The organism is Seonamhaeicola sp. MEBiC01930, assembly GCF_045277075.1.
Taxonomy (GTDB): Bacteria; Bacteroidota; Bacteroidia; order Flavobacteriales; family Flavobacteriaceae; genus Seonamhaeicola.
Genome location: NZ_CP104270.1, coordinates 2,252,168 through 2,275,200, shown reverse-complemented (window position 1 = coordinate 2,275,200; position 23,033 = coordinate 2,252,168). Strand labels below are relative to the sequence as shown.

Here is a 23,033-nt window from a genome sequence, read left to right as displayed (position 1 = left end):
AAACAAACTTCCTTAAATTAAATTTTTGTAGCCTTCAACTCAAAAATAAGCGGATACAATTTATCTTTTGTAACAAACATACCATTTTCTGTTTCAACTAAATCAGGCAAGACATTGTAAGGTGCTTCATTATGTTCTTTTAAGTATTCAATGTGTAAACCAGCTTCAGTTAGAGCAGATATTATTTCTCCCATGCCATGATTCCATCCGTATTCTTTACTTATCATCTTTGAATTTTCATTGGCATAGGTGCCTTCATATTCTTCATAAATAACAGCATCCTGCATATAGCCGTATTTCATAACGGGTTTTGCCTCTATGTAGTCAAACATCCAAACTATAGGATGAAATTCAACCATATAAAATGTGCCTCCTTTATTGAGTAGTTCAGCAATCATTTGTCCCCAAGGTTTTAAATCTGGCAGCCATCCAATTACACCATAACTGGTAAATACAATGTCAAAAGTATCTTTTATAAATTCCGAAGTATCTAAAACATTACAGCACACAAACTGAGCGTCAAGTTTCAATTCGTCGTTTAAAGTTTTAGCAAGTTCTATTCCTTCATCACTTAAATCTACACCGGTACACTTAGCTCCCATTCTACTCCAACTTAAAGTATCTTGTCCAAAATGACACTGTAAATGCAGCAAAGACTTATTTTTCACATCTCCTAAAGCTTCTAATTCATAAGGCATTAAAGATGTCTTCCCTTTTTTAAAAGCCTTTAAATCATACATATCACTTTTGGCATGCACCTTTACTTTTTCATTCCAAGTGGCTTTATTTGTTTTAAAATAGGTGTCGTTTTTACTCATTACAAGTTCTTTATATTTGTAAAAACTCCAATGTATGAAAAAATTAGTATTTGCTTTATGCTTCATTACCCTTTGTTTTTCCTGTAAACAAAAAGAAAATAAAGTCATCCAATCTCCTGAATTAACTATAGCAGAAAAAATAGCCAACGCTCACGGATTTCAAAATTGGGATAAGGTTAAAGAAATCCAATTTAAATTCGGTAAAAACCGCCTTTGGAATTGGAATCCTAAAACTCATGATATTAACTTAACTACAGATACAGACACCATAATCTATAACAGAAAATCTATAGACAGTATTTCTTTAAATGCAGACCGTGCTTTTATTAATGATAAATTCTGGTTATTAATTCCGTTTCAATTAGTTTGGGATGATATTGATTACACCGTTTACCCTATGGAAGCCGCTCCAATAAGTAAAAAACTCATGAGTAAAATGGTTGTAACTTATCCTAATGAGGGCGGATACACTCCTGGTGATGCCTACGATATTTTTTTTGACAACGAATTTATCATTAGAGAATGGGTCTTTAGAAAAGGAAATAGAAAAGAGCCTACTTTAACAAATACCTTTGAAAACTACCAAGAATTTAATGGCATCAAGATAGCTTTAGATCATACCAGAGACAATGGAAAACCTAGTGTTAAAATCTCTGAAGTTGTTGTAACAACAAAATAACTTTGGCATAGACTTTGAATTAAATTATTTGAGAAAAATATTTTGGTTTATCTGTAATTTTTCCATCCAGATTCCGACTAATACTCGTATATAAAGTATAATAGAATTTTCCGCATTTGCGCCTATATATATGAAAAGGGCTTCAACCAATGGTTGAAGCCCTTTTCCTTTTTTTTAGAACTTAAAATTAACCTTTAAATCCTGCTTTTAAATGGGCGCCATCACAATAAGGTTTATTGTTTGAAGCCCCACATCTACAAAATGCAGTAGTTTTATTTTTAACTTCGGCAGTTCCATCCTTATGGCTAACCGTTAGCGTTCCATAAACCAATAAAGGACCGTTTTCTAACACCTCAACCTTGGTTTCTAATACTTCTGATGCGTCATCACTAGCATCATTCATATAATAACTTAAAGCACCTGATGGACATTGCTTTACTTGTTCTACAATAGTATCAGTAGTTTCTTCATAAACCTTTACCCAAGGCTTTTCTTTTGGTTTAAATACTTTTGGTAATCCTTTAGCACATATAGCTGCATGTATACATATATCAGGTTCCCAAACTACAGTAACTTCTCCATTAGAGTATTCTTTAGTCTTAGACATAGTAAAATCATTTTACTAAAAATACAAAAAAATAAATGTTTCATTATACATAATTTAATGATTCATCTTAAATTTGTTATAAACCGAAAAACCATAGACATTGTCTGATTATAAATTAGGTCTTGAATACGCAAAACACCAAGACCAAAACGACAAATTAGCTTCATATAGAAATCAGTTTCATATTCCGAAAGACAAACAAGGAAATGATTTAATTTATATGACAGGAAACTCTCTTGGACTTCAGCCTAAAATCACAAAAACTTATGTAAATCAAGAGTTAGAAGATTGGGCAATTTTAGGTGTTGAAGGACATACTGAAGCCAAAAATCCATGGCTTCCATATCATGAGTTATTAACTGAAAGCATGGCTAAAGTTGTTGGAGCTAAACCTATTGAAGTAATAGTAATGAACACGCTTACTGCTAATTTGCATTTTATGATGGTTTCGTTTTATAAACCAACAAAAAAACGCTATAAAATTCTTATTGAAAGTGATGCCTTCCCTTCTGATAAATATGCTGTTGAGTCTCAATTGAGACATCATGGGTTTGACGATAAAGACGGATTAGTACTTTGGAAACCGAGAAAAGGGGAAGAATTACTACGACACGAAGATTTGGAGAGTATCCTAAAGGAGCAAGGCGAGGAAATTGCCTTAATTATGATTGGTGGTGTAAACTACTATACAGGTCAGTTTTTTGATTTAAAAAGAATAACAGAGCTAGGGCATAAACATGAATGTATTGTAGGTTTTGATTGCGCTCATGGGGCAGGTAATGTTCAACTCAACCTACACGATTCTGGAGCTGATTTTGCAGTTTGGTGCACTTATAAATATTTGAATTCGGGCCCTGGAAGTCTAGCGGGTTGTTTTGTACACGAACGTCATGCAAACCGAAAAGATTTAAACAGATTCACAGGTTGGTGGAGCCATAATAAACAAACACGATTTAATATGCGTGATGAGTTTGACCAACTTCCTGGAGCAGAGGGTTGGCAATTAAGCAATCCTCCTATTTTATCAATGGCAGCCATAAGAGCTTCTTTGGATATTTTTAATGACGTTGGCATTGACAAACTGGTAGAAAAATCTAAAAAACTTACTGGTTATTTTGAGTTTTTACTTAAAAAATTAGGGGAAGATGTTATTAGAATTATTACGCCTAAAAATGATGATGAACGAGGTTGTCAGCTATCCATTCAGGTCATTAACACTGATAAGGCATTGCATGATAAATTAACCAAATCTGGTATTATAAGTGACTGGAGAGAACCCGATGTAATACGTTGTGCTCCGGTTCCTTTATATAATTCGTTTGAAGATATTTATAATTTGGTGGAACGATTGAAAGCTATTTTGAATGGATAAACAACAAAACATACTCATCATTGGCGCAGGACTATGTGGTTCTCTCCTAGCCCTACGTTTAGGGCAACGCGGATACAATGTCACCGTTTATGAAAAACGTCCAGATTTAAGAAAAGTGGATATTAGCGCAGGCCGTTCCATAAATTTAGCATTTTCAAATAGAGGTATCAAAGCCATGAAACTGGTTGGGTTAGAAGAGCAAGTAAAAGCGCTTTGTATCCCAATGAATGGGCGCATGATTCATGACGTTAAAGGCAATACCTTTTTATCAAATTATAGCGGAAGAGAACATGAATATATAAATTCCATCTCCAGAGGAGGTTTAAATGCTCTTCTTTTAGATGAAGCCGAAAAGCATGATAATGTAACCATTCATTTCAACAAAAAATGTAAATCAGTAAACTTCGAAAAAACCACAGCACTATTTAAAGACTATGAATCCAAATCTGAATTCGTTGAAGATGCCGATGTTATTATTGGAACCGATGGTGCAGGTTCTTCTTTACGCAAAAGCTATTATTTAGGTAAAAAGTTTTTGTTTAGTTTCTCTCAAGACTATCTAAGTCATGGCTATAAAGAATTAAGTATTCTTCCAAAAAGAGGAGACGATTATAGAATATTCAAAAACGCCCTTCATATTTGGCCTCGTGGTAGTTTTATGCTCATTGCATTACCCAATCTTGATGGTAGTTTTACAGTGACGTTATTTTTAAGTTACGATGAAGGCGAATACAATTTCAACAATTTAAATACAGATAAAAAAGTACTGGAATTTTTCAAAAAAGAATTCCCAGATGCCTTAGCTCAAATGCCAAATCTACTGGAAGATTTTAACAACAATCCTACTTCGGCTTTAGGCACCGTAAAATGTTCACCTTGGCATTATAAAGGCAACACGCTATTAATGGGTGATGCAGCACATGCCATTGTTCCGTTTTACGGACAAGGTATGAATGCTTCTTTTGAAGATGTAGTTGAATTTGATAAGGTTTTAGATGCCAATTTGGGAAATTGGGAAGCCATTTTTAAAGCCTATGAAAATTCCAGAAAAAAAGACACCGATGCCATTGCAGACCTAGCTATCGACAATTTTTACGAAATGCGAGACCACGTAGCAAACCCTATATTTAAAGAAAAGCGTAAATTGGAAATGGCTTTAGAGAAACAGTTTCCAAATGAATATGCTTCAAAATATTCATTAGTAACCTTTAATGAAGATTTAGACTATCGTGAAGCCATGTTAAAGGGAAGAGCCCAAGACAAAGCCATTTTAAATATGCTTTCTGATGGTGACATTGATTTAAATGACGATTTAAAATTGATATTAGGAAAAGTACAAAAAGAAACCCAAGAAATTCTTGAAAAAGATAAAATTGCAGGTTTAAAATAAAATTTATGAGTGATAAAGTAACACCCAGAGGCGCTTACCCCCACACAAAACGTGTTGGTGATTTTATTTATGTTTCAGGAACCAGCTCCCGCAGACCAGATAATTCTATTGCAGGAGCAGACACTGTTGACGATATGGGAACCAAACAACTTGATATTCAAATTCAAACACGTGAGGTTTTAAAAAACATAGAAAAGAATTTAGCCAATGAAGGGGCTTCTTTAAAAGATTTGGTAGATGTTACAACCTTTTTGGTAAACATGAATGATTTTGGTGGTTATAACAAAGTCTATGCTGAGTTTTTTGATAATGAAACCGGACCAACAAGAACCACAGTAGCTGTTCACCAATTGCCGCACCCTGATTTATTGGTGGAGATTAAAGTTGTTGCTTATAAAAAGCTCTAATGGAAATCCAAAACTACATTAACGGTAAATTTGTAAAGCCCATCAGTAATGATTGGATAGATAACTATTGTCCCGCGGATGGAGAAATTTATGGGCAAATACCCAATTCATCAACAGCAGATGTAGAAAACGCTTATAAAGCTGCTGAGACTGCTTTTAACGATTGGTCTCAAACCTCAATTGAAGAACGCAGTAGAATATTAATAAAAATTTCAGAATTATTAGAAGCCAATTTAGACCGATTTGCAGAAGCAGAAAGTAAAGACAATGGCAAACCAATAGGCTTAGCAAAAACTATTGATATACCCAGAGCCGCAAGTAATTTTAGGTTTTTCGGAAATGCCATAACACAATTTAGTAGCGAGAGTCATGAAAGTGTTGGTCAAGATGCGGTGAATTTCACACTTCGCCAACCAATTGGTGTAGTTGGATGTATTTCACCATGGAATCTCCCTCTCTATTTATTCACCTGGAAAATTGCTCCTGCTATTGCCGCCGGAAATTGTGTTGTTGCCAAACCCAGCGAAATTACACCACTGACGGCATTTCTTTTAGGAGAAATTTGTACTGAAGCAGGTTTGCCAAACGGTGTTTTAAATATTGTACATGGTTTCGGAAAAACTACTGGGCACGCTATTATAGAACACCCTAATATTAAAGCCATTTCATTTACCGGAGGAACCTCAACGGGTGCTCAAATAGCCAAAATAGCTGCTCCTATGTTTAAAAAACTATCTTTAGAGTTAGGTGGCAAAAACCCAAATATCATTTTTGCTGATTGTGATTATGATGATATGCTGAGAACTACAGTACGCTCGTCATTTGCTAATCAAGGACAAATATGTTTATGCGGAAGCAGAATTTTTATTGAGAAGTCTATTTACAATAAATTCAAATCCGATTTTGTTGAAAAAGTAAAACAATTAAAAATCGGACATCCTTCAAACCCAGATACCGATATTGGAGCTTTAGTATCAATACCGCATCTTGAAAAAGTAAAAAGCTATATTAATTTTGAAAATGATGAAGGAGGAACCATTCTGTGTGGTGGAAAGCAGATAACCATTAATGGTTATGAAAACGGTTACTATTTTGAACCAACCATTTTTGAAGTTACAAATAATGAATGCAGATTAAACCAAGAAGAAATTTTCGGCCCAATAGTAACTATAATGCCTTTTGACGATGAAGACAATGCTTTACAAATGGCTAATGATATTAAATACGGGTTATCAGCTACAGTTTGGACTAACAACTTAAAGCGTACAATGAGAATGAGCAGTAAATTACAAGCGGGTATTGTTTGGATAAACACATGGATGCTTCGTGATTTACGAACACCTTTTGGTGGTGTAAAAGCAAGTGGCGTTGGAAGAGAAGGCGGCTTTGAAGCTTTACGCTTTTTTACAGAAACTAAAAATGTATGTATAAAATACTAACAATATGAACTTAAATTTAAATAATAAGTATGCACTGGTTTGTGGCAGCACGCAAGGCATTGGTAAAGCAACCGCCATGTTACTTGCTGCAGAAGGTGTTAACGTAACCTTGGTTGCCAGAAATAGAGAGAAACTAAAAGCGGTATTAGCAGAGTTACCCCAACATAGAAACCACAACTACATTGTAGCAGATTTTTCAAATCCAAGAGAGTTACAGGAACAAGTTATTAAATTTATTAATAACAACCATGGTTTTCATATTGTGGTGAACAATACCGGTGGCCCAAGAAGCGGTGATATTTTAACAGCAAGTTTAGACGAATTTGAAAACGCTTTTACCATGCATATTAAATGCAATCATGTGTTGGCACAGGCTACCATTCCGTTTATGAAAAAAGAAGGTTTTGGAAGAATTGTAAATATTATTTCAACCTCCGTTAAAGAGCCTATTCCAGGATTAGGTGTTAGTAATACTACAAGAGGTGCTGTTGGTAATTGGAGTAAAACTTTATCTACTGAAGTTGCTTCTTTTGGTATAACTGTGAACAATGTATTACCAGGATTTACAGATACAGAACGATTGAATGAAATAATTAATATAAAAGCGAATATTGAAGGCAGAACACCTGAAGATATGGCTGAAATAATGAAAAACTACGCACCAGCCAAACGTTTTGCTTCTCCGGAAGAAGTTGCAAACGCTGTAGTTTTTCTAACAAGTGATTGTGCTAGTTATATTACCGGAATTAACATTCCGGTTGATGGAGGTAGAACAAAAAGTTTGTAACTTTAAACATAGTAAATAAAAGCGTGAAGGATTGAGGTATTTGTTGGAGCTCCTTGAAAAGAGCGACTGCCGAAAGCCTGACCTGAAAGGGCACGCCCAAAACATTTAAAAAGATGGGTAAAAAGAAATTAGTATCGCCTTTAAACTTTAAAAATTGGATTGATGAAAACAGACACCTTTTAAAGCCACCTGTTGGAAATAAATGTGTTTGGAAAGATGGCGAGTATATTGTTATGGTTGTAGGCGGACCAAACAACAGAAAGGATTATCATTATAATGAAACACCAGAGTTTTTCTATCAGGTTGAGGGTGACATGGTGCTTAAAATAATTAACAACGGAAAACCCGAAGATGTACATATAAAAGAAGGAGATATATATTTGTTACCTGGCAAAATACCACATTCACCTCAAAGAAGTGCTAACACTGTTGGTTTGGTTATTGAATATCCCAGGTCCAAAAAGATGAAGGATGCTCTAGAGTGGTACTGCGAAAACTGTGATAATCTATTATATCAAAAAAAGTTTAAACTTGATAACATTGAAACAGATATGCCCGTTATTTTTGACAAGTTTTATAATAGCAAAAAAAAGCGAACTTGTGAAAAATGCGGCACAACAATGGAACCTCCAAAGAACGTCTAGGTTAAGCCAATGAAAAGAAAGTTAAGAATAAACGGCCATTCACATTTACTTCCTTACCCAGAGGAAATACCTAACTACATGCGCGAAAAAGGCATATTTTGGGTGGATAAAGACCGAAAATATATGCTTCAAAAAGATTGGAGCAGACCCGTTACTGATTCATCATTCTTTTTACATGAAAAATTAGAGTGGATGGAACGTAATAATATAGACCATGCAGTTGTTCTTAATCTTTCACAACTTTATGGCAATGGTTTGCGTGTTGAAGAAATGAAAAAAGCCTTGCGTTTTCAAAACGACTTTAACGCTAAAATACAATATGAGAATCCTAGTAAATTTACTTGTGGTTTTGTGGTTCATCCAGGTTTCGTGAGAAGTGCTTGTTGGGAAATAGAACGTTGCGTTGAAGAACACGGTTTACAATTACTTTGCTTACCAACACATTACATGGACACCATAGGGACTTGGCGTTGTATTTACGATGAAGAAAATGAACCAATTTTTGAATTAGCGAACAAATACAATTTGGCTGTAGAAATCCACCCGTATGATGGTGAAAAATTCATTAAACTTGAAAATACTTCATGGCGATTTCATTTAATTTGGATGCTTGCTCAATGTGCAGACGCATATCATTTTTTAACTTTGAATGGGTATCAAGAAAAATACCCCAATATGCGCACCTGCTTTGCTCATGGCGGACAATTAGCCCAAATAAACCTAGGAAGACGAATTCAAGGATTTGATGGTAGGCCTGATTTATTTGAAGGTAAACACCATCCCAGAAAAGCAGTAGGACACAATAACATTTTCTTTGACACTCTAGTACATGATACCGGTGGGTTAGAATTACTTATAAATAACCATGGTGCTAAACAGGTACTTATGGGATTAGACGACCCCTATCCATTAGGAGAAATGGAAAGTGATAAGCAATCATCTTATCCCGGGAAAATTTTAGATTTAGCTTTGAAAAGAAAAATAATAAACCAAAATGAATATAATGCAATTTGGGAAGACAACGTTATACGTTGGCTGTGTGGAGATGATGAAATGGCAACAAATAAACTAATAAATAGAATTTTAGCTTAATGCATTTTATACCAGAAGAATTAGACTCTTATGTTGTTCAGCACTCAGAAAATGAGCCAGAATTACTACAACAATTAACACGTGAAACCTACCAAAAAATATTACAACCGCGCATGTTAAGTGGGCATTATCAGGGAAGGTTACTGAGTATGATTTCCAAATTGGTAAACCCTAAAAATATTTTGGAAATTGGCACTTACACAGGATATTCTGCCTTGTGTTTAGCAGAGGGTATTCAAGCTTCTGGCGAATTACATACCATTGATATTAATGAAGAACTTATTAATTTTCAACGTAGGTATTTTGCCAAATCTGATTACGACAAACAAATCATTCAGCATTTAGGAAATGCCTTAGAAATCATTCCTAAACTTGACAAGACTTTTGATTTAATTTTTATTGACGCTGATAAAGAAAACTACCCTAATTATTTTAATGTGATTATAGACAAATTAAACTCGGGAGGAATTATTTTATCAGACAATGTACTTTGGAGTGGTAAAGTTCTAGATACTAAATTCAAAAAAGAAGACACTTCTACACCTGCTCTTATTGAATACAACAAATTGTTAAAAGATGACACAAGAGTAGAAACTGTATTACTACCTATTAGAGATGGTTTAACTATTAGCAGAAAGTTATAGCTAATTTAAAACTTGCGCTTAACAGAACCAGTAAAGTCCTCTAATTCGTCCTTTACTTTATCTAATTCTTTTTTTACGTCTTTAGTAATACTGGTATCAATACCTTGATTTTCCGCACTCTTAGTAATCTCGTGCTTTATATCATTAGTAGCATCTTTAAGTGTACGCATACCCTTACCTAAACCACGAGCGATTTCAGGAAGCTTATCTGCTCCAAAAACCATAATAGCAATAAACAGAATAAAAGCTATTTCTGCACCACTTATAAATAGAAATGTAGGTTTATATATCACAGTACAAATATAGTGAGTTGTTGCCTATTAATGAAACAAAAAGAGTCTGCATTAAACTGGCTCTTTTTATAATTATAGGTGTATTAACCTTTTAATTTATTCTTGAATTTTTCAAAATCACTTTCTTGTACAACTTTTGGCCAAGAATTATTTGAAGTATCAACATCTGCTGTTTCTAAATGAGGGTCTATCTCAATATTTACAATTTCTTTATCTGAAGCTATAGCTTTAGTAACTTCATAATCATTAAATCTCCATATTTGTGCTGGATATTTTTCTATTTTACTAGTACCATCAGCATAGGTATATTCTACAATTATTGGCATAACCAAACCACCAGGTTTATCAAAAGTAATTTGATAAAAAAAGTTGGGGGTTTTTATACTTTTTTGCTCTTCTGGAGTAAAATTATCCATAATATACTCCTTAAGAGACCATGAGTTTTCCAAAAGTGTTCCGTCTTTCATTTTTTCTTTGAAGTCGCTACTACCCTCTTCTACCAAATACACTAAAGGTTTTAATTGATTTTTTTTAACACCGTATTCCTTCATGTAGTCTTTTATATACTGATTTAACTCAGAAGTTACATAGCAACGCTTAACCTCTTTTATACCAATATCTACCCAGTCTGTTGTGTAAAACCATCCTCTCCAAAACCAATCCAAATCAAAAGCTGATGCATCTTCCATTGTTCGAAAGAAATCTTCGGGGGTTGGATGTTTAAACATCCATCGTCTAGAATATTCCTTAAATGCATAATCAAACAACTCTTTACCCATTACAGTTTCTCGTAAAATATTTAATGCCGTTGCAGGCTTTCCATAAGCATTATTACCAAGTTGATAAACATTTAAACCTTTAGTCATAATTGGTGCTATATAATCTTGGTCACCACCCATATAAGGAACAATTAAATCTGCAGGTCCTCTATCAGACGGGAAATTTTCGTGCTGCGGCGATAAGGCCTCTGGATGTTTTTTGCCAAAATCTTGTTGAGCTAAATACTCTAAAAAAGTATTTAATCCTTCATCCATCCATGCCCATTGACGCTCGTCACTATTAACAATCATTGGAAAAAAATTATGACCTATTTCATGAATAATAACTCCCATCATACCATATTTAACCCTATCACTATATGAACCATCTTCTTTTGGTCTACCATAGTTCCAACATATCATTGGATATTCCATACCTTGTTGTTTGGCATGAACGGAAATAGCTTTATGGTAAGGATAATCAAATGTCATTCTAGAATATGTATCCAATGTACTGGCTACTGCTTTTGTTGACCACTCTTCCCAAAGTGGATTTCCTTCCTTTGGATATAATGACACCGCCATAACATCTTTATTACCAATTTTAACAGCCATCATATCCAAAATAAACTTTCTAGATGTTGCAAAGCCAAAATCTCTAACATTTTTTGCTCTTAATTTCCAGGTTTTCGTCCCTTCAGAAAATCCTTTTTCGGCTTCCTCGGCATCTGTTTGACTTACTATAACAACAGGCTTATCAAAGGATTTTTTCGCAGCTTCATAGCGCTTTAACATGTCCTTTGTATAAACCTCTTTACGATTAATTAACACCCCTGTTCCATCTAAAATATGATCCGCTGGCACCGTAATATCCACCTCAAAATCTCCAAATGGTAATGCAAACTCATCACGCCCCCAAAACTGAGAATTTTGCCAACCCTCAACATCATTATAGACCGCCATTCTAGGATAAAACTGAGCAATAACATAGGCTCTATTACCATCTTTTGGAAAAAATTCATACCCCGATCGTCCGTTTCCATTAATTGGCTCATCTTCCGAAACATGATCATTAATATTATACCACCATTTTATTGAAAACGAAAACTTCTCTCCTGTCTTTAAAGTATTAGGCAATTCAATACGCATCATGGTTCTATTAATCATATGCTGTAAAGGTTTACCGTTAGATGTAGTCACACTTTCAATATTAAACCCTCGCTCTAGAGGTGCTTTCATATAATCTTTTACAAATGTTGAAGGTAAACTAACTTGGGGCAAATTACTTTTTTCTATTAACGCACTTTTAGAATCCTTTGCTCTTTTATTTTGATCTAGTTGGAGCCACAGATATCTTAACTCATCAGGAGAATTATTTGTATATGTTATAGTTTCAAAACCTGAAATTTTAGCATTTCTGTCATCTAAAACAATATTCATTTTATAATCTGCCTGCTGCTGATAATAAGCGCTTCCAGGAGCTCCAGACGCTGTTCTATACATATTGGGTGAGGCAAACTCATCATACAACTGCTTAAACTTATTGTTGTTAAAATGGCCATTTTTAAACTCTTGCTTTTCCTGAGCTTGTAAAAAAAATGCTGTAAAAGTAAAAACAGCTAAAAGGAAGAAATTTTTAACCTTTTTCATTTTTAGATTTTATACTTTATTAGATAAAAAGTTTTTAATTGAAATTAATTATGCATATTTAATTTAAAAACCAAACGAAAATAACAAATTTGACTATGTTTTAACTAGATTTTAATTAAAACTTAACATTGCCTTTTCATTTTGAGAGACAAGAATAAAACTCTTTTGTTTCGAGTTTATTTTAGTTTTAACAATATTCTGCTGATCATCAAACAAATCAAACAAAACATTATTTGCAATTTCAAATGAGTTTATGTTTTCTATGTTTTCTATTTCTAGATAGCACTTAAGCACATCAAGATCATACTCTTTCCCTATAAACATTAAGAGTTTTTCTTTGCCGTTTATCTTTATTTTAATTTTACTTTTTAAATATTTCTCTATATACTTATCCGTATCTAACGTTTGGTTCTTCTCATCTAGTATAATAGATTTATCGTATCTTTCTTTTAATAAATTTTCAAAATCATCAACAAAAATTCTAGTAATTATTTGTACCGATTGCTTTTCTTGTACAAATTCTATTTGAGTCACACTTATATAATATTTATGCACACCAATGAACGCAAACAATGGCATAATTAAAAAGATTATAAAAATTTTTAAATTTTTCATTTAAATTTTTGCACTAAAGTAACATTAATTAAAAACTCAAAAAGCATTCCAAAAAAGCTAACCCTCTGTAGTTTGAAAATTTTTCTTATACTGTTGAAGTTTTTCTATTAAAAACTGAAAAACTTCTAATTCTGATTTCCCTTCGCATTTGTTTTTGAAATCTGGGTCCTCTAGACAAAAAAAGAAAAAATCTGCTCTTAGGTCTTCATTTAAAGAGTAATTGCTAAAAAAATTATCTGGAAGATTAGATTTTATAGTTCTTAACAGATCCTCCTTCTTCTCTAATGACACCCTTTTTTTTAACATTTTGGTTCTTCCTGAAATACCGTTTATAATTGGATCTAATGAGGCTCCGCCTAGTAACATCCCTATCAACATTTTGGGCTTAAATTCTCCCGCTTGTGCTAATCTGCGTTCACTTTGTGTTGCAAGCTTTCCTTTATAACCAGGGATGCCAACATCATAAAAGTTAATTGGTGTGTCTGTTTCTGCATTTTCTATATCAGACAATAAATCACCAGTAAGAATTTTTCCAACAACCACCTCTCCTAAATAATTCACCTGCTCATCTAGTTGCACTAACATGGTTTTAGTTTTTATAACCTCATTTAAAACTATTACATTTTTTACTCCATGTTGAATAGATGTAAACTGCAGAGTATCATTAATCTTTGCGGTAATATAAAAAACACCCTCTTTATTAGTAACTGTAAAAACTTTGGCCGTTTTATTAATAACATGAATATTTTCAATATTATCTTCGCTAATAACTTTTCCAATAATAGAGACAGACTGAGAAGTGACAATACTTGAAAAAAACAGAAAAAAACAGAATAAGTAATTATTGCTTATGGTCATATTGTTCTTTTAAAAACTGCTGACTCTTCTCATATAAAAACTGCAAACATTTTAATTCATTTCCTTTTTTAAGTAATTCTTTATCTAAATCTTGAGTATCAACATAAGCAACAAAGGCATCTACATTTTCTAAAGGAATCTCAAAAACCTCGCTTATATATTTATGTGAATAAACATCAATTAGTTCTACTGGTTTTTCAACCATAAAAAACTCAGGTTTTTTGTATTCCTTATTATTTCCAAAAATTAATTTAGAAATTTTCTTTAAATCAAAGCCATTATATAACTCTCCCTTATTCGTTATTGATTTCAAGGCATCTTGAGTTACTTTTTCTTGAAAAATTTTGTCATCATTATATTCGTAATCCACATTCATACTCCCCATGTCCAATATTATGGGTTTCAAATAATTCACATTGGCAACATCCGTCTTTATGTTTCCTGACAGACCAGATAATAACAAAACCGCATCAAGTTTATGAATTTGCTCAACTAAATGAATTCTCATTTTTTTTGATTCAAACGCATCTTCATTAACTTTAATTGAAATAGTCTTAAATTGAATTGCTGAAATTTGTATAACGTCATTCACTGCTACTTTTAAAGTAAATTCTCCTTTTTCATTAGTAATGGTTCCTTCATTAGTAGACGCATTAAAAACTGTAACACTTTCTACGTCATTAACATCGGCATAAATTTTACCTTGAACATTTACCCTATTGAAAGTTTGTGCTTCCAAATTCAAAACAACCAATAAAATCCCTATTAATAAAACTGATTTTTTCATATAGCTTAATTTAGTACTTAAATTACAATTTTCTTGAATTAAATAAAATGAAATTTATTTTAAACTTTTGTTAAAACATGCATTTGACTAAATTTACTAATTAAGTAACATATAAATACCTAATTAAGAGAGTAAATATTTTAAATTAAATGAAAAAACTACTTATAGTTAGCACATCTACCATTCATGGAAGTAGCTACTTAGAATACCTTTTAGATGAACTTAGCTATTTCTTTAAAAACACAAAAGAAATTTTATTTATTCCTTATGCAAGACCTAGCGGTATATCTCATGATGAGTATACGACAATTGCTAAAAAAGCCTTTTCAAAAATTAACAAAGAAATAATTGGCATCCATACTTTTAGCAATCCTATTGAGGCTATAAAAACTTGTAAAGGTATTTTTGTTGGTGGTGGAAATACTTTTTTATTAACTAAAACTCTACATAAAAACTGTTTAATTGATACCTTAAAAAAGGTAGTAAATCAGGGAATCCCTTATTTAGGAACTAGCGCAGGCAGTAATATATGTGGTTTAACTATTGGAACCACTAATGATATGCCCATAGTGTACCCTCCAAGTTTTGATGGTTTAAAACTGGTTCCTTTTAATATAAACCCACATTATTTAGACCCCAATAAAAAGAGCAAACATATGGGTGAAACTAGAGAAACCAGAATAAGCGAATTTCATCACTTTAATAATCAACCTGTTATTGGTTTAAGAGAGGGAAGTTGGTTAAAGGTTAATGGAGACTCTATAACCCTTAATGGAAAGCTAACAGCAAGAGTTTTTGAGATAAACAAAAAACCTTATGAGATAGATTCTGGATCTGAGATAAACTATTTAAAATAAAAAACCTCACTTTTAAAAGTGAGGTTTTTGAGCGGGAGACCAGGTTCGAACTGGCGACATTCAGCTTGGAAGGCTGACGCTCTACCAACTGAGCTACTCCCGCCTTTGCGATTGCAAATATATAATCTATCTCTTTAAATGCAAGAAAAAATTACAACTTTTTTAAAAAATGAAAACCTAATATTTTGAAGTCTTCATTAAAATAAAACTTATGAGACTGAGGGTTACTAACATAGGTGTTTAATTCAACAACTTCATAACCTTTTCGTCTTACATATTCATAAATCCAACTAAAAAACTTTTTCCCTAAACCTTGCCCACGATAGGTTTCCTCTATATAAACATGATCTGGTTCTACACTTCTTCCAGAGTAATGCCTAGTACAAAACCAAAGACCACAAACACCAACTAAATTATCTCCATCTAAAATAACTGCACATTCATAATTCTGAGTAACCATTTCAGAAAAACGCTGTTCTAAAACCTCTTTTGGAATATTGCCTTTATTTAGTTCATAGACCAAGGGGATAACAGAATTAATCTTTTCCATTTCTAAAACTTTAAAGACTATTGCCATATAATTACCTTTTCTTTACTACAAAAATAAGTGACTTTTACATAAAAAATAGGTCTAATTTGTATTACAGATTAGATTTAACAGATACAACAACTTTATTTTGTAATTTTAAGTGCCTAATTTTTACAATAATGAGAGGAAGAAACCTTAAAGTCAGAATATTAATTGGTGCAGCTATAGCTATATTTTTTGTTTTAAAGCGATGCAGTCAACAGGAGGTAAACCCCTATACAGGTAGAACACAAACTATATCTATGACTCCAGACAAGGAAATAGCAATTGGACTACAAAGCGCGCCTCAAATGGCTCAACAACATGGTGGATTGCATCCAAATAATCAATATCAAGCCTTAGTTGATAATGTAGGTAGCAAACTAGTTAACAATAGTATAGCTAAAGACACCCCTTACAAATATGAATTTCATTTACTTGCCGACCCAAGAACTATCAATGCATTTGCATTACCTGGTGGTCAAATATTTATAACTCATGCTTTATTCTCAAAATTAGAAAATGAAGATCAACTAGCGGGAGTTTTGGGCCATGAAATTGGTCATGTTTTAGGTAGGCATAGTGCTGAACGTATTGCTGAAAGCGAATATTGGCAAGGCTTAGCAACTGCCGGTTCTGTAGGCGCCGACATGGGTGGTTTAGTAAGCGGTATAGGACAACAAACCTTACTAACAAATGGCAGAGATGATGAATTAGAAAGTGACGACCTTGGTGTTCTTTTTATGATTAAAGCTGGATATAACCCTGAAGAAATGATTGGTGTTATGCAAATTTTAAAAGCTGCTGCTGGCCCCAATAGAGTTCCTGAGTTTCAAAGTACTCATCCAGACCCAGACAATAGAATTGAAAAAATAAAAGAAGCTATTCATAAATATAAATCACAATAAATAAAAAAAGCCTTGCAGTAGCAAGGCTTTTTAGAGTGACTAACTCAAAATAATTATTTTTAACAATTATTTTTTCTTTTTTTGATTTAAAGTTTCCTTAATTATAAAAGCTGCTTCTTTTGCTCCATGAAGTTCTGCATATTTAACAGCTGTATACTTCTTGCCGGAACACTTTAGTTTTAAATTGGCTCCTTTATTAATTAAAAGTTTTAAAATATCAGTACGATTAAATTTAGCTGCGTACATTGCAGGAGTCATCCCATTTGATTTTTCGTTAACATCAGCTCCTCTTTCAATTAATTTTTTCACAGTTTCAAAATCGCCCTTAGCAATTGAAACACAAAAGGAATTTACTTTAAAGAAATACTCGTAAGAACTATTATCAATAGTTGAAGTGGCTGTTGAAGCATTAACCGTAACTACGGCAACACACAACGCTAGTGCAGTGGTAATGATTGTTTTTTTCATGATGAAAGATTTTAAGTTTGATTAAATGATTTGTTTTTTGATATACTAAAGAGACGATATATTTTTTTATCTGTTACATCAAAATTCATAAATAACACTTCTTTAACGTTTGTTTAATAAACTTTTAACGAAATCGTTTTCTTTAATAAACTCCCAAATAACCCTTAAAAATTAAGGTTTTTGAGAGCTTATTATACCCTGTGTTTTAACAAACTTATTTATCTTTGCTAAGTTTTAAATTTTAACATAAAATGAACAAAAAAGTTATTCTAATGATACTTGATGGATGGGGAAATTCTCCAGACCCAAAAGTATCAGCAATTGATAATGCCAACACTCCCTTTATAGATTCTCTTTATAAAAAATACCCTTATTCAACTTTAAGAACAGATGGGCTCCATGTAGGTTTACCCGAAGGCCAAATGGGTAATAGCGAGGTAGGCCATATGAATTTAGGTGCAGGTAGAATTGTTTATCAAGATTTAGCAAAAATTAACCTAGCCATTGAAAAAGACACTTTGAAAGATGAACAAGTTTTGGTTGATGCTCTTAAATATGCCTCAGATAATAATAAAAAGGTGCATTTTTTAGGACTATTAAGTGATGGTGGTGTTCATGCGCACACTAGTCATTTAAAAGGTTTTATTGATGCTGCAAATAAATCTGGTGTTAAATCTTTTGTTCATGCCTTTACAGATGGTAGAGATGTAGATCCTAAATCTGGAAAGGGCTACATTCAAGATTTGGAAAACTATATTGAAGGTACAAACACGAAACTTGCTACTGTTACAGGGCGTTATTATGCTATGGACAGGGACAAACGTTGGGAACGCGTGCAATTAGCTTATGACGCTATAGTTAATGGTGTTGGAACTAAAACTACGGACGCTGCGGAGTCTATTCAATCTAATTATGATAATGATATTACCGATGAATTTATTAAGCCGCTAATTATAACAGATGATAATGGAGAGCCTACGGCTAAGATTCAAAAGGATGATGTAATTATTTTTTACAATTTTAGAACGGACAGAGGTAGAGAATTAACAGAAATGTTATACCAAAAAGATTTTCCTGATTACAATACAGAAAAACTTGATTTATACTATGTAACTATTACAAACTATAGTGACGATTTTGAAGGCATAAAGGTTATTTTCAATAAAGACAATATCTCTGAAACATTGGGAGAAGTACTCGCTAAAAACGAAAAAAAACAAATTAGAATTGCCGAAACTGAAAAATATCCACATGTAACTTTTTTCTTTTCTGGTGGACAGGAGACACCTTTTGAAGGTGAATCAAGAATTTTAAAAAATTCACCAAAAGTAGCTACATATGATTTAAAACCAGAAATGAGTGCATATGAATTGCGTGATGCCTTAGTACCTGAATTACAAAAAGGGGAGGCAGATTTTGTTTGCTTAAATTTCGCTAATGGTGATATGGTAGGGCATACGGGTGTAATGGAAGCAGCTATAAAAGCTTGTGAAGCAGTTGACGTTTGTGCAAAAGATGTTATTACAGCTGGATTAGAAAATGGTTATACAACATTATTAATTGCTGACCATGGTAATTGTGAAACCATGATAAACCCAGACGGATCACCTCACACAGCACATACAACAAACCCTGTTCCTATTATTTTAATAGACAACGAATTAGAAAAAATAGAAAATGGAGTATTAGGAGATGTGGCACCTACAATATTAAAACTTATAGGTGTTGAGCAACCAGATGCCATGACACAACACTCCTTAGTTTAAAAATAAAACATCTTAATTATAGAAAAGCTTACTTTTAGTAAGCTTTTTTTTTTGAAAATGGTCTAAGAAAGCAACCAAATATCCCAGAACATTTTCAATTTAACAAAATATCACAAATACAATAGCCTCATATTTTTGATAGAGTTTACCATTCATTAATGTAAGAAAAGGGTTTCCATTAAATTTAATGTATTTTTGTAAAACACCCTAACACATTTAAAAATGAAATTTAATCAACAATTAACCATAGGTGTTGATTTTGACGGCACTATAGTTGAAGATACATACCCGAAAATTGGAAAGCCTAAGATGTTTGCTTTTGAAACGCTAAAAAAGCTTCAAGACAAAGGTCACAGGCTTATTTTATGGACTTATAGATCTGGTGTTAGATTAGAGGAAGCCGTTGATTTTTGTAAAAAAAACGGAATTAAATTTTACGCTGTTAATAATAGTTTCCCTGAAGAACAGTTTGAAAATGATGTAAGTCGAAAAATTAATGCCGACTTGTTTATTGATGATAGAAATTTTGGAGGATTCCCAGGTTGGGGTGAAATATACCAGGAATTAACAAATAACACACCTGCTAAACCTAAAAATAAAAAAGGTTTTTTCGGATTGTTCAAGTAGCGTAGTTTTACCATATTTAGTATTATCTTTGCCATTATTTTTTAGGCATGATTGAAATAAAAAGTAGAGAAGAAATTGAATTAATGCGTGAAAGCGCTCTAATTGTATCAAAAACCTTAGGTGTTCTTGCTAAAGAAATAAAGCCAGGAGTTACTACCTTACAGTTAGATAAAATTGCTGAAGAACATATTAGAGACCACGGAGCTATACCAGGTTTTTTGGGATTATATGATTTCCCTAACACTCTCTGCATGAGTCCAAATGAACAAGTAGTACATGGTATACCAAACGGTACTCCTTTAAAAAATGGGGATATTATTTCCATTGACTGTGGTGCTTTAAAAAATGATTTTTATGGAGACCACGCCTATACTTTTGCCGTTGGAGATATAGATTCTGAGACCGAGAAATTACTTCAAGTTACCAAGGAATCTCTTTATGTTGGGATAAGAGAATTTAAAGCCAATAACCGTGTTGGTGATGTAGGTTATGCAATTCAAAAATATTGTGAATCTCATGGTTATGGTGTAGTTAGAGAATTGGTTGGTCATGGTTTAGGAAAAAAAATGCATGAAGATCCTGAAATGCCAAACTATGGTAGACGTGGTAAAGGAAAAAAATTTGTTGATGGTATGGTGGTAGCTATAGAACCAATGATTAATATGGGAACTCACCGAATTAAACAGCATAGAGATGGCTGGACCATTACTACTTTAGATAAAAAACCAAGTGCTCACTTTGAGCATGATGTGGCACTTATTGATGGCAAACCTGAATTACTTTCAACCTTTGCATATATATATGAAGCATTAGGTATTAAAAGTGATGAAGAAGCAGAATTTCGTCAAGAGGCCCTTGTGCTTTAAATACAATGAAAAAACTTTTTAGGCTTGTTTTAAATCTAATCCCTAGACCTATATTAATTAGGCTAAGTTTTATTGCTAGACCCATTTTGGCATTCATTTTAAGAGGTAACAAGTTTACAGACCCTATTGATGGAAAAAGTTTTAAATCATTTTTACCATATGGTTATGAAACACAAAGAAATAATGTTTTATCACCATCTACACTTTCTTTAGAAAGGCATAGACTACTTTGGCTTTACCTAAAAGGTGAAACAGGTTTTTTTACTTCTCCCAAAAAAGTACTTCATTTTGCTCCGGAACAAGCTTTTTATAGTAGATTTAAAAAAATGTCTAATTTAGATTATACAACTACAGATTTACTTTCACCATTAGCTGATATAAAAGCTGATATTTGTAATCTTCCGTTTGATGATAATTCATTTGATGTAATTCTTTGTAATCACGTTCTAGAGCATATCCCTAACGATACAAAAGCTATGGAAGAACTATATAGAGTTTTAAAAATTGGAGGTATTGGTATTTTACAAATTCCTCAAGATTTATCAAGAGAAACAACATTTGAAGATGATAGTATTACAGATAAAAAGGAACGTGCAAAAATATTTGGACAATATGACCATGTTAGAGTTTATGGAGTAGATTACTTTGACAAACTAAGAAGTATTGGCTTTAAAGTTAAAGAAGTAGATTATACTTCTCATTTATCAGAACAAGATATAGAAAGATATTGCTTAGCTAAAGGAGAAATTATTCCAGTTGTTCAAAAATAATTATTTAAACCATGGCATCTAATATTGTTATTATTACTGGCGCTTTATTTGGAATGTTATCAGTAATTTTTGGAGCATTTGGCGCTCATGCTTTAAAGAAAATATTATCTGAAAATCAATTAAAAAGTTTTGAAACAGGCGTTAAATACCAAATGTATCATGCCATTGTCTTACTAGTGCTTGGGTTTAGTTCTAATGACACTACTAAAGCCATGTTTTGGAGCTTTACCTTGGGGATACTTTTATTTTCCTTTAGCATTTACGGATTAGTTTTAAGTGATGCCAAAGGAAAGAAAATGCGTTTTTTAGGTCCCGTTACACCAATTGGTGGTTTGCTTTTAATAACAGGCTGGGTTTTACTAATTATAAGTACAGTCTAGGATTATTCCTCAGGAAACCCGTTTAAAGAAAGGGTTTCAAATTCATTATTTTCATTTTCAAAAATTAAAAACACTTTAAGCTCGGGATGCGATTTAAGAAAGGTTTTTATCTTTTCAATTCCCATAGCCTTAAAAGCAGTTGCATAAGCATCTGCAATCATACAACTATTAGCTATTACAGAAACACTCAATAAATTGGTTTTACTAGAATACCCTGTTTTAGTATCTATAATATGTGAGTATTTATTGCCTTTTTCATCTATCTTAAACTTCCGGTAAGTTCCAGAGGTGGCCATGGCGGCATCTTTTAAAACGATAACTTTACTATAACTTTGAGAGCCATCAAAATTTGGATCTTCAACGGCAACTGTCCACCCCGCTTTTTTTTCTTTATTCTCTCCCCTAACACGAATTTCCCCACCAATATTAATCAAATAATTATTAACATTTCTTCCTTCTAAAAATTCACCTATAACATCTACTCCGTAACCTTTAGCTATTGCATTAAACTCCAAATAAATATTCGGATTCTCTTTTTCAACTTTGCCTTTTGATAAATTGGTTTTATGAAATCCCACAAATTGCATTAAACTGTCAATTTTCAAACTATCTAGCTCCTTAATTGCTTCATCTGCTCCAAAACTCCAAGCGTTTACAACATTTCCTATTGTAGGATCAAAAGATCCATCTGTAAGCTCAAATATCTCTTTAGAATTAAGATAAACTTTTTTAAAATGTTCATCCATTTCTACATATTCATTTCTGTTTAACTTTGAAATATCTGAACTAACTTGATAAGTAGACAATGATTTATTTAGGGCATAAAACAAACTATCAAACTGCTTTTGATAATCTACATCAGAATCATAAAAAGCGGAATATGACGTTCCAAAAACAACCCCAGAAAGCTTGGTGTTTTTGACTTCATTACTGCATCCAACAAGTAAAAGTGAAAAAAAACAACAGAAAACAATATTTTTCAT

26 protein-coding genes and 1 tRNA gene are annotated in these 23,033 nt (G+C 32.8%); 16 read left to right on the top strand and 11 right to left on the bottom strand.

The genetic code is table 11. The features are described 5' to 3' along the window. Positions 1-17: 17 nt before the first annotated feature. Positions 18-818, bottom strand: a complete 801-nt coding sequence (locus tag N1F78_RS09965; protein ID WP_406683012.1) for a class I SAM-dependent methyltransferase — start codon at positions 816-818, stop codon at positions 18-20. A 34-nt stretch (positions 819-852) separates the two neighbouring features. Between N1F78_RS09965 and N1F78_RS09960 the strand changes: the two genes are divergently transcribed. Further along, positions 853-1,497: a hypothetical protein gene (locus N1F78_RS09960; protein WP_406683011.1), complete on the top strand. Its 645-nt coding sequence runs from the start codon at positions 853-855 to the stop codon at positions 1,495-1,497. A gap of 187 nt (positions 1,498-1,684) precedes the next feature. Here the strand turns inward: N1F78_RS09960 and N1F78_RS09955 are convergent, their stop codons facing one another. Then, on the bottom strand, positions 1,685-2,104 hold the full coding sequence (locus tag N1F78_RS09955; RefSeq protein WP_406683010.1) for a (4Fe-4S)-binding protein: 420 nt from the start codon (positions 2,102-2,104) through the stop codon (positions 1,685-1,687). Between the two features lie 100 nt (positions 2,105-2,204). On the opposite strand from N1F78_RS09955, the gene kynU reads away from it, so the two are divergent. From kynU to N1F78_RS09915, 8 genes are all read left to right on the top strand, one after another. Further along, on the top strand, positions 2,205-3,476 hold the full coding sequence (gene kynU, locus N1F78_RS09950) for a kynureninase (RefSeq protein WP_406683009.1): 1,272 nt from the start codon (positions 2,205-2,207) through the stop codon (positions 3,474-3,476). Beyond that, positions 3,469-4,866 (top strand): FAD-dependent oxidoreductase, encoded by a 1,398-nt coding sequence (locus tag N1F78_RS09945; protein WP_406683008.1) that lies wholly within the window; start codon positions 3,469-3,471, stop codon positions 4,864-4,866. The genes kynU and N1F78_RS09945 overlap by 8 nt, the downstream gene beginning before the upstream one ends. Before the next feature lie 5 nt (positions 4,867-4,871). Then, a complete protein-coding gene (locus N1F78_RS09940; protein ID WP_406683007.1) occupies positions 4,872-5,273 on the top strand; it encodes a RidA family protein in 402 nt (133 codons plus the stop codon). Then, on the top strand, positions 5,273-6,712 hold the full coding sequence (locus tag N1F78_RS09935) for an aldehyde dehydrogenase (protein ID WP_406683006.1): 1,440 nt from the start codon (positions 5,273-5,275) through the stop codon (positions 6,710-6,712). Before N1F78_RS09940 ends, N1F78_RS09935 begins: the two co-directional genes overlap by 1 nt. A gap of 4 nt (positions 6,713-6,716) precedes the next feature. After that, on the top strand, positions 6,717-7,499 hold the full coding sequence (locus tag N1F78_RS09930) for an SDR family oxidoreductase (protein ID WP_406683005.1): 783 nt from the start codon (positions 6,717-6,719) through the stop codon (positions 7,497-7,499). Between the two features lie 113 nt (positions 7,500-7,612). Next, positions 7,613-8,143: a 3-hydroxyanthranilate 3,4-dioxygenase gene (locus N1F78_RS09925; RefSeq protein WP_406683004.1), complete on the top strand. Its 531-nt coding sequence runs from the start codon at positions 7,613-7,615 to the stop codon at positions 8,141-8,143. Between the two features lie 9 nt (positions 8,144-8,152). After that, the gene (locus tag N1F78_RS09920) at positions 8,153-9,235 is read left to right on the top strand and encodes an amidohydrolase family protein (RefSeq protein ID WP_406683003.1); all 1,083 of its coding nucleotides are present in this window, start codon (positions 8,153-8,155) and stop codon (positions 9,233-9,235) included. Then, positions 9,235-9,879 (top strand): O-methyltransferase, encoded by a 645-nt coding sequence (locus tag N1F78_RS09915; protein ID WP_406683002.1) that lies wholly within the window; start codon positions 9,235-9,237, stop codon positions 9,877-9,879. The genes N1F78_RS09920 and N1F78_RS09915 overlap by 1 nt, the downstream gene beginning before the upstream one ends. 5 nt (positions 9,880-9,884) lie before the next feature. Here the strand turns inward: N1F78_RS09915 and N1F78_RS09910 are convergent, their stop codons facing one another. The 5 genes from N1F78_RS09910 to N1F78_RS09890 all read right to left on the bottom strand — a co-directional run bounded on the left by N1F78_RS09910 (position 9,885) and on the right by N1F78_RS09890 (position 14,840). Next, entirely contained in the window at positions 9,885-10,172 is a 288-nt protein-coding gene (locus N1F78_RS09910; protein WP_406683001.1) for a twin-arginine translocase TatA/TatE family subunit, read from the bottom strand. Positions 10,173-10,255: 83 nt separating this feature from the next. Next, positions 10,256-12,580 carry a M1 family metallopeptidase gene (locus N1F78_RS09905; RefSeq protein ID WP_406683000.1) on the bottom strand — a complete coding sequence of 775 codons (2,325 nt, stop codon included), beginning with the start codon at positions 12,578-12,580 and terminating at the stop codon, positions 10,256-10,258. A 111-nt stretch (positions 12,581-12,691) separates the two neighbouring features. Continuing rightward, positions 12,692-13,195: a DUF6702 family protein gene (locus tag N1F78_RS09900; RefSeq protein ID WP_406682999.1), complete on the bottom strand. Its 504-nt coding sequence runs from the start codon at positions 13,193-13,195 to the stop codon at positions 12,692-12,694. Between the two features lie 57 nt (positions 13,196-13,252). Further along, complete coding sequence (locus N1F78_RS09895; protein WP_406682998.1) at positions 13,253-14,053, bottom strand: hypothetical protein; 801 nt, start codon at positions 14,051-14,053, stop codon at positions 13,253-13,255. Then, complete coding sequence (locus N1F78_RS09890) at positions 14,037-14,840, bottom strand: carboxypeptidase-like regulatory domain-containing protein (RefSeq protein ID WP_406682997.1); 804 nt, start codon at positions 14,838-14,840, stop codon at positions 14,037-14,039. The genes N1F78_RS09895 and N1F78_RS09890 overlap by 17 nt, the downstream gene beginning before the upstream one ends. A 149-nt stretch (positions 14,841-14,989) precedes the next feature. On the opposite strand from N1F78_RS09890, the gene pepE reads away from it, so the two are divergent. Continuing rightward, complete coding sequence (gene pepE, locus N1F78_RS09885) at positions 14,990-15,697, top strand: dipeptidase PepE (RefSeq protein WP_406682996.1); 708 nt, start codon at positions 14,990-14,992, stop codon at positions 15,695-15,697. 30 nt (positions 15,698-15,727) lie between these two features. Here pepE and N1F78_RS09880 read toward each other — a convergent pair. Both N1F78_RS09880 and N1F78_RS09875 read right to left on the bottom strand, forming a co-directional pair. Continuing rightward, a tRNA-Gly gene (locus N1F78_RS09880) sits at positions 15,728-15,800 on the bottom strand. A gap of 48 nt (positions 15,801-15,848) precedes the next feature. Then, positions 15,849-16,274, bottom strand: a complete 426-nt coding sequence (locus N1F78_RS09875) for a GNAT family N-acetyltransferase (RefSeq protein WP_406682995.1) — start codon at positions 16,272-16,274, stop codon at positions 15,849-15,851. Positions 16,275-16,405: 131 nt separating this feature from the next. On the opposite strand from N1F78_RS09875, the gene N1F78_RS09870 reads away from it, so the two are divergent. After that, a complete protein-coding gene (locus N1F78_RS09870; protein ID WP_406682994.1) occupies positions 16,406-17,173 on the top strand; it encodes a M48 family metalloprotease in 768 nt (255 codons plus the stop codon). Between the two features lie 66 nt (positions 17,174-17,239). Here the strand turns inward: N1F78_RS09870 and N1F78_RS09865 are convergent, their stop codons facing one another. After that, complete coding sequence (locus N1F78_RS09865; RefSeq protein ID WP_406682993.1) at positions 17,240-17,641, bottom strand: ankyrin repeat domain-containing protein; 402 nt, start codon at positions 17,639-17,641, stop codon at positions 17,240-17,242. Between the two features lie 251 nt (positions 17,642-17,892). On the opposite strand from N1F78_RS09865, the gene gpmI reads away from it, so the two are divergent. From gpmI to N1F78_RS09840, 5 genes are all read left to right on the top strand, one after another. Continuing rightward, positions 17,893-19,407, top strand: coding sequence for a 2,3-bisphosphoglycerate-independent phosphoglycerate mutase (gpmI, locus tag N1F78_RS09860; RefSeq protein ID WP_406682992.1), 1,515 nt, complete (start codon positions 17,893-17,895; stop codon positions 19,405-19,407). 222 nt (positions 19,408-19,629) lie between these two features. Next, positions 19,630-20,034, top strand: a complete 405-nt coding sequence (locus N1F78_RS09855; RefSeq protein WP_406682991.1) for a BT0820 family HAD-type phosphatase — start codon at positions 19,630-19,632, stop codon at positions 20,032-20,034. A gap of 47 nt (positions 20,035-20,081) precedes the next feature. Further along, positions 20,082-20,900 (top strand): type I methionyl aminopeptidase, encoded by an 819-nt coding sequence (gene map / locus N1F78_RS09850; RefSeq protein WP_406682990.1) that lies wholly within the window; start codon positions 20,082-20,084, stop codon positions 20,898-20,900. 5 nt (positions 20,901-20,905) lie between these two features. Then, positions 20,906-21,670, top strand: a complete 765-nt coding sequence (locus N1F78_RS09845) for a class I SAM-dependent methyltransferase (protein ID WP_406682989.1) — start codon at positions 20,906-20,908, stop codon at positions 21,668-21,670. A gap of 11 nt (positions 21,671-21,681) precedes the next feature. Then, positions 21,682-22,050 (top strand): DUF423 domain-containing protein, encoded by a 369-nt coding sequence (locus tag N1F78_RS09840; protein ID WP_406682988.1) that lies wholly within the window; start codon positions 21,682-21,684, stop codon positions 22,048-22,050. A gap of 2 nt (positions 22,051-22,052) precedes the next feature. Here N1F78_RS09840 and N1F78_RS09835 read toward each other — a convergent pair whose 3' ends face one another. Beyond that, positions 22,053-23,033: an FAD:protein FMN transferase gene (locus tag N1F78_RS09835; protein ID WP_406682987.1), complete on the bottom strand. Its 981-nt coding sequence runs from the start codon at positions 23,031-23,033 to the stop codon at positions 22,053-22,055.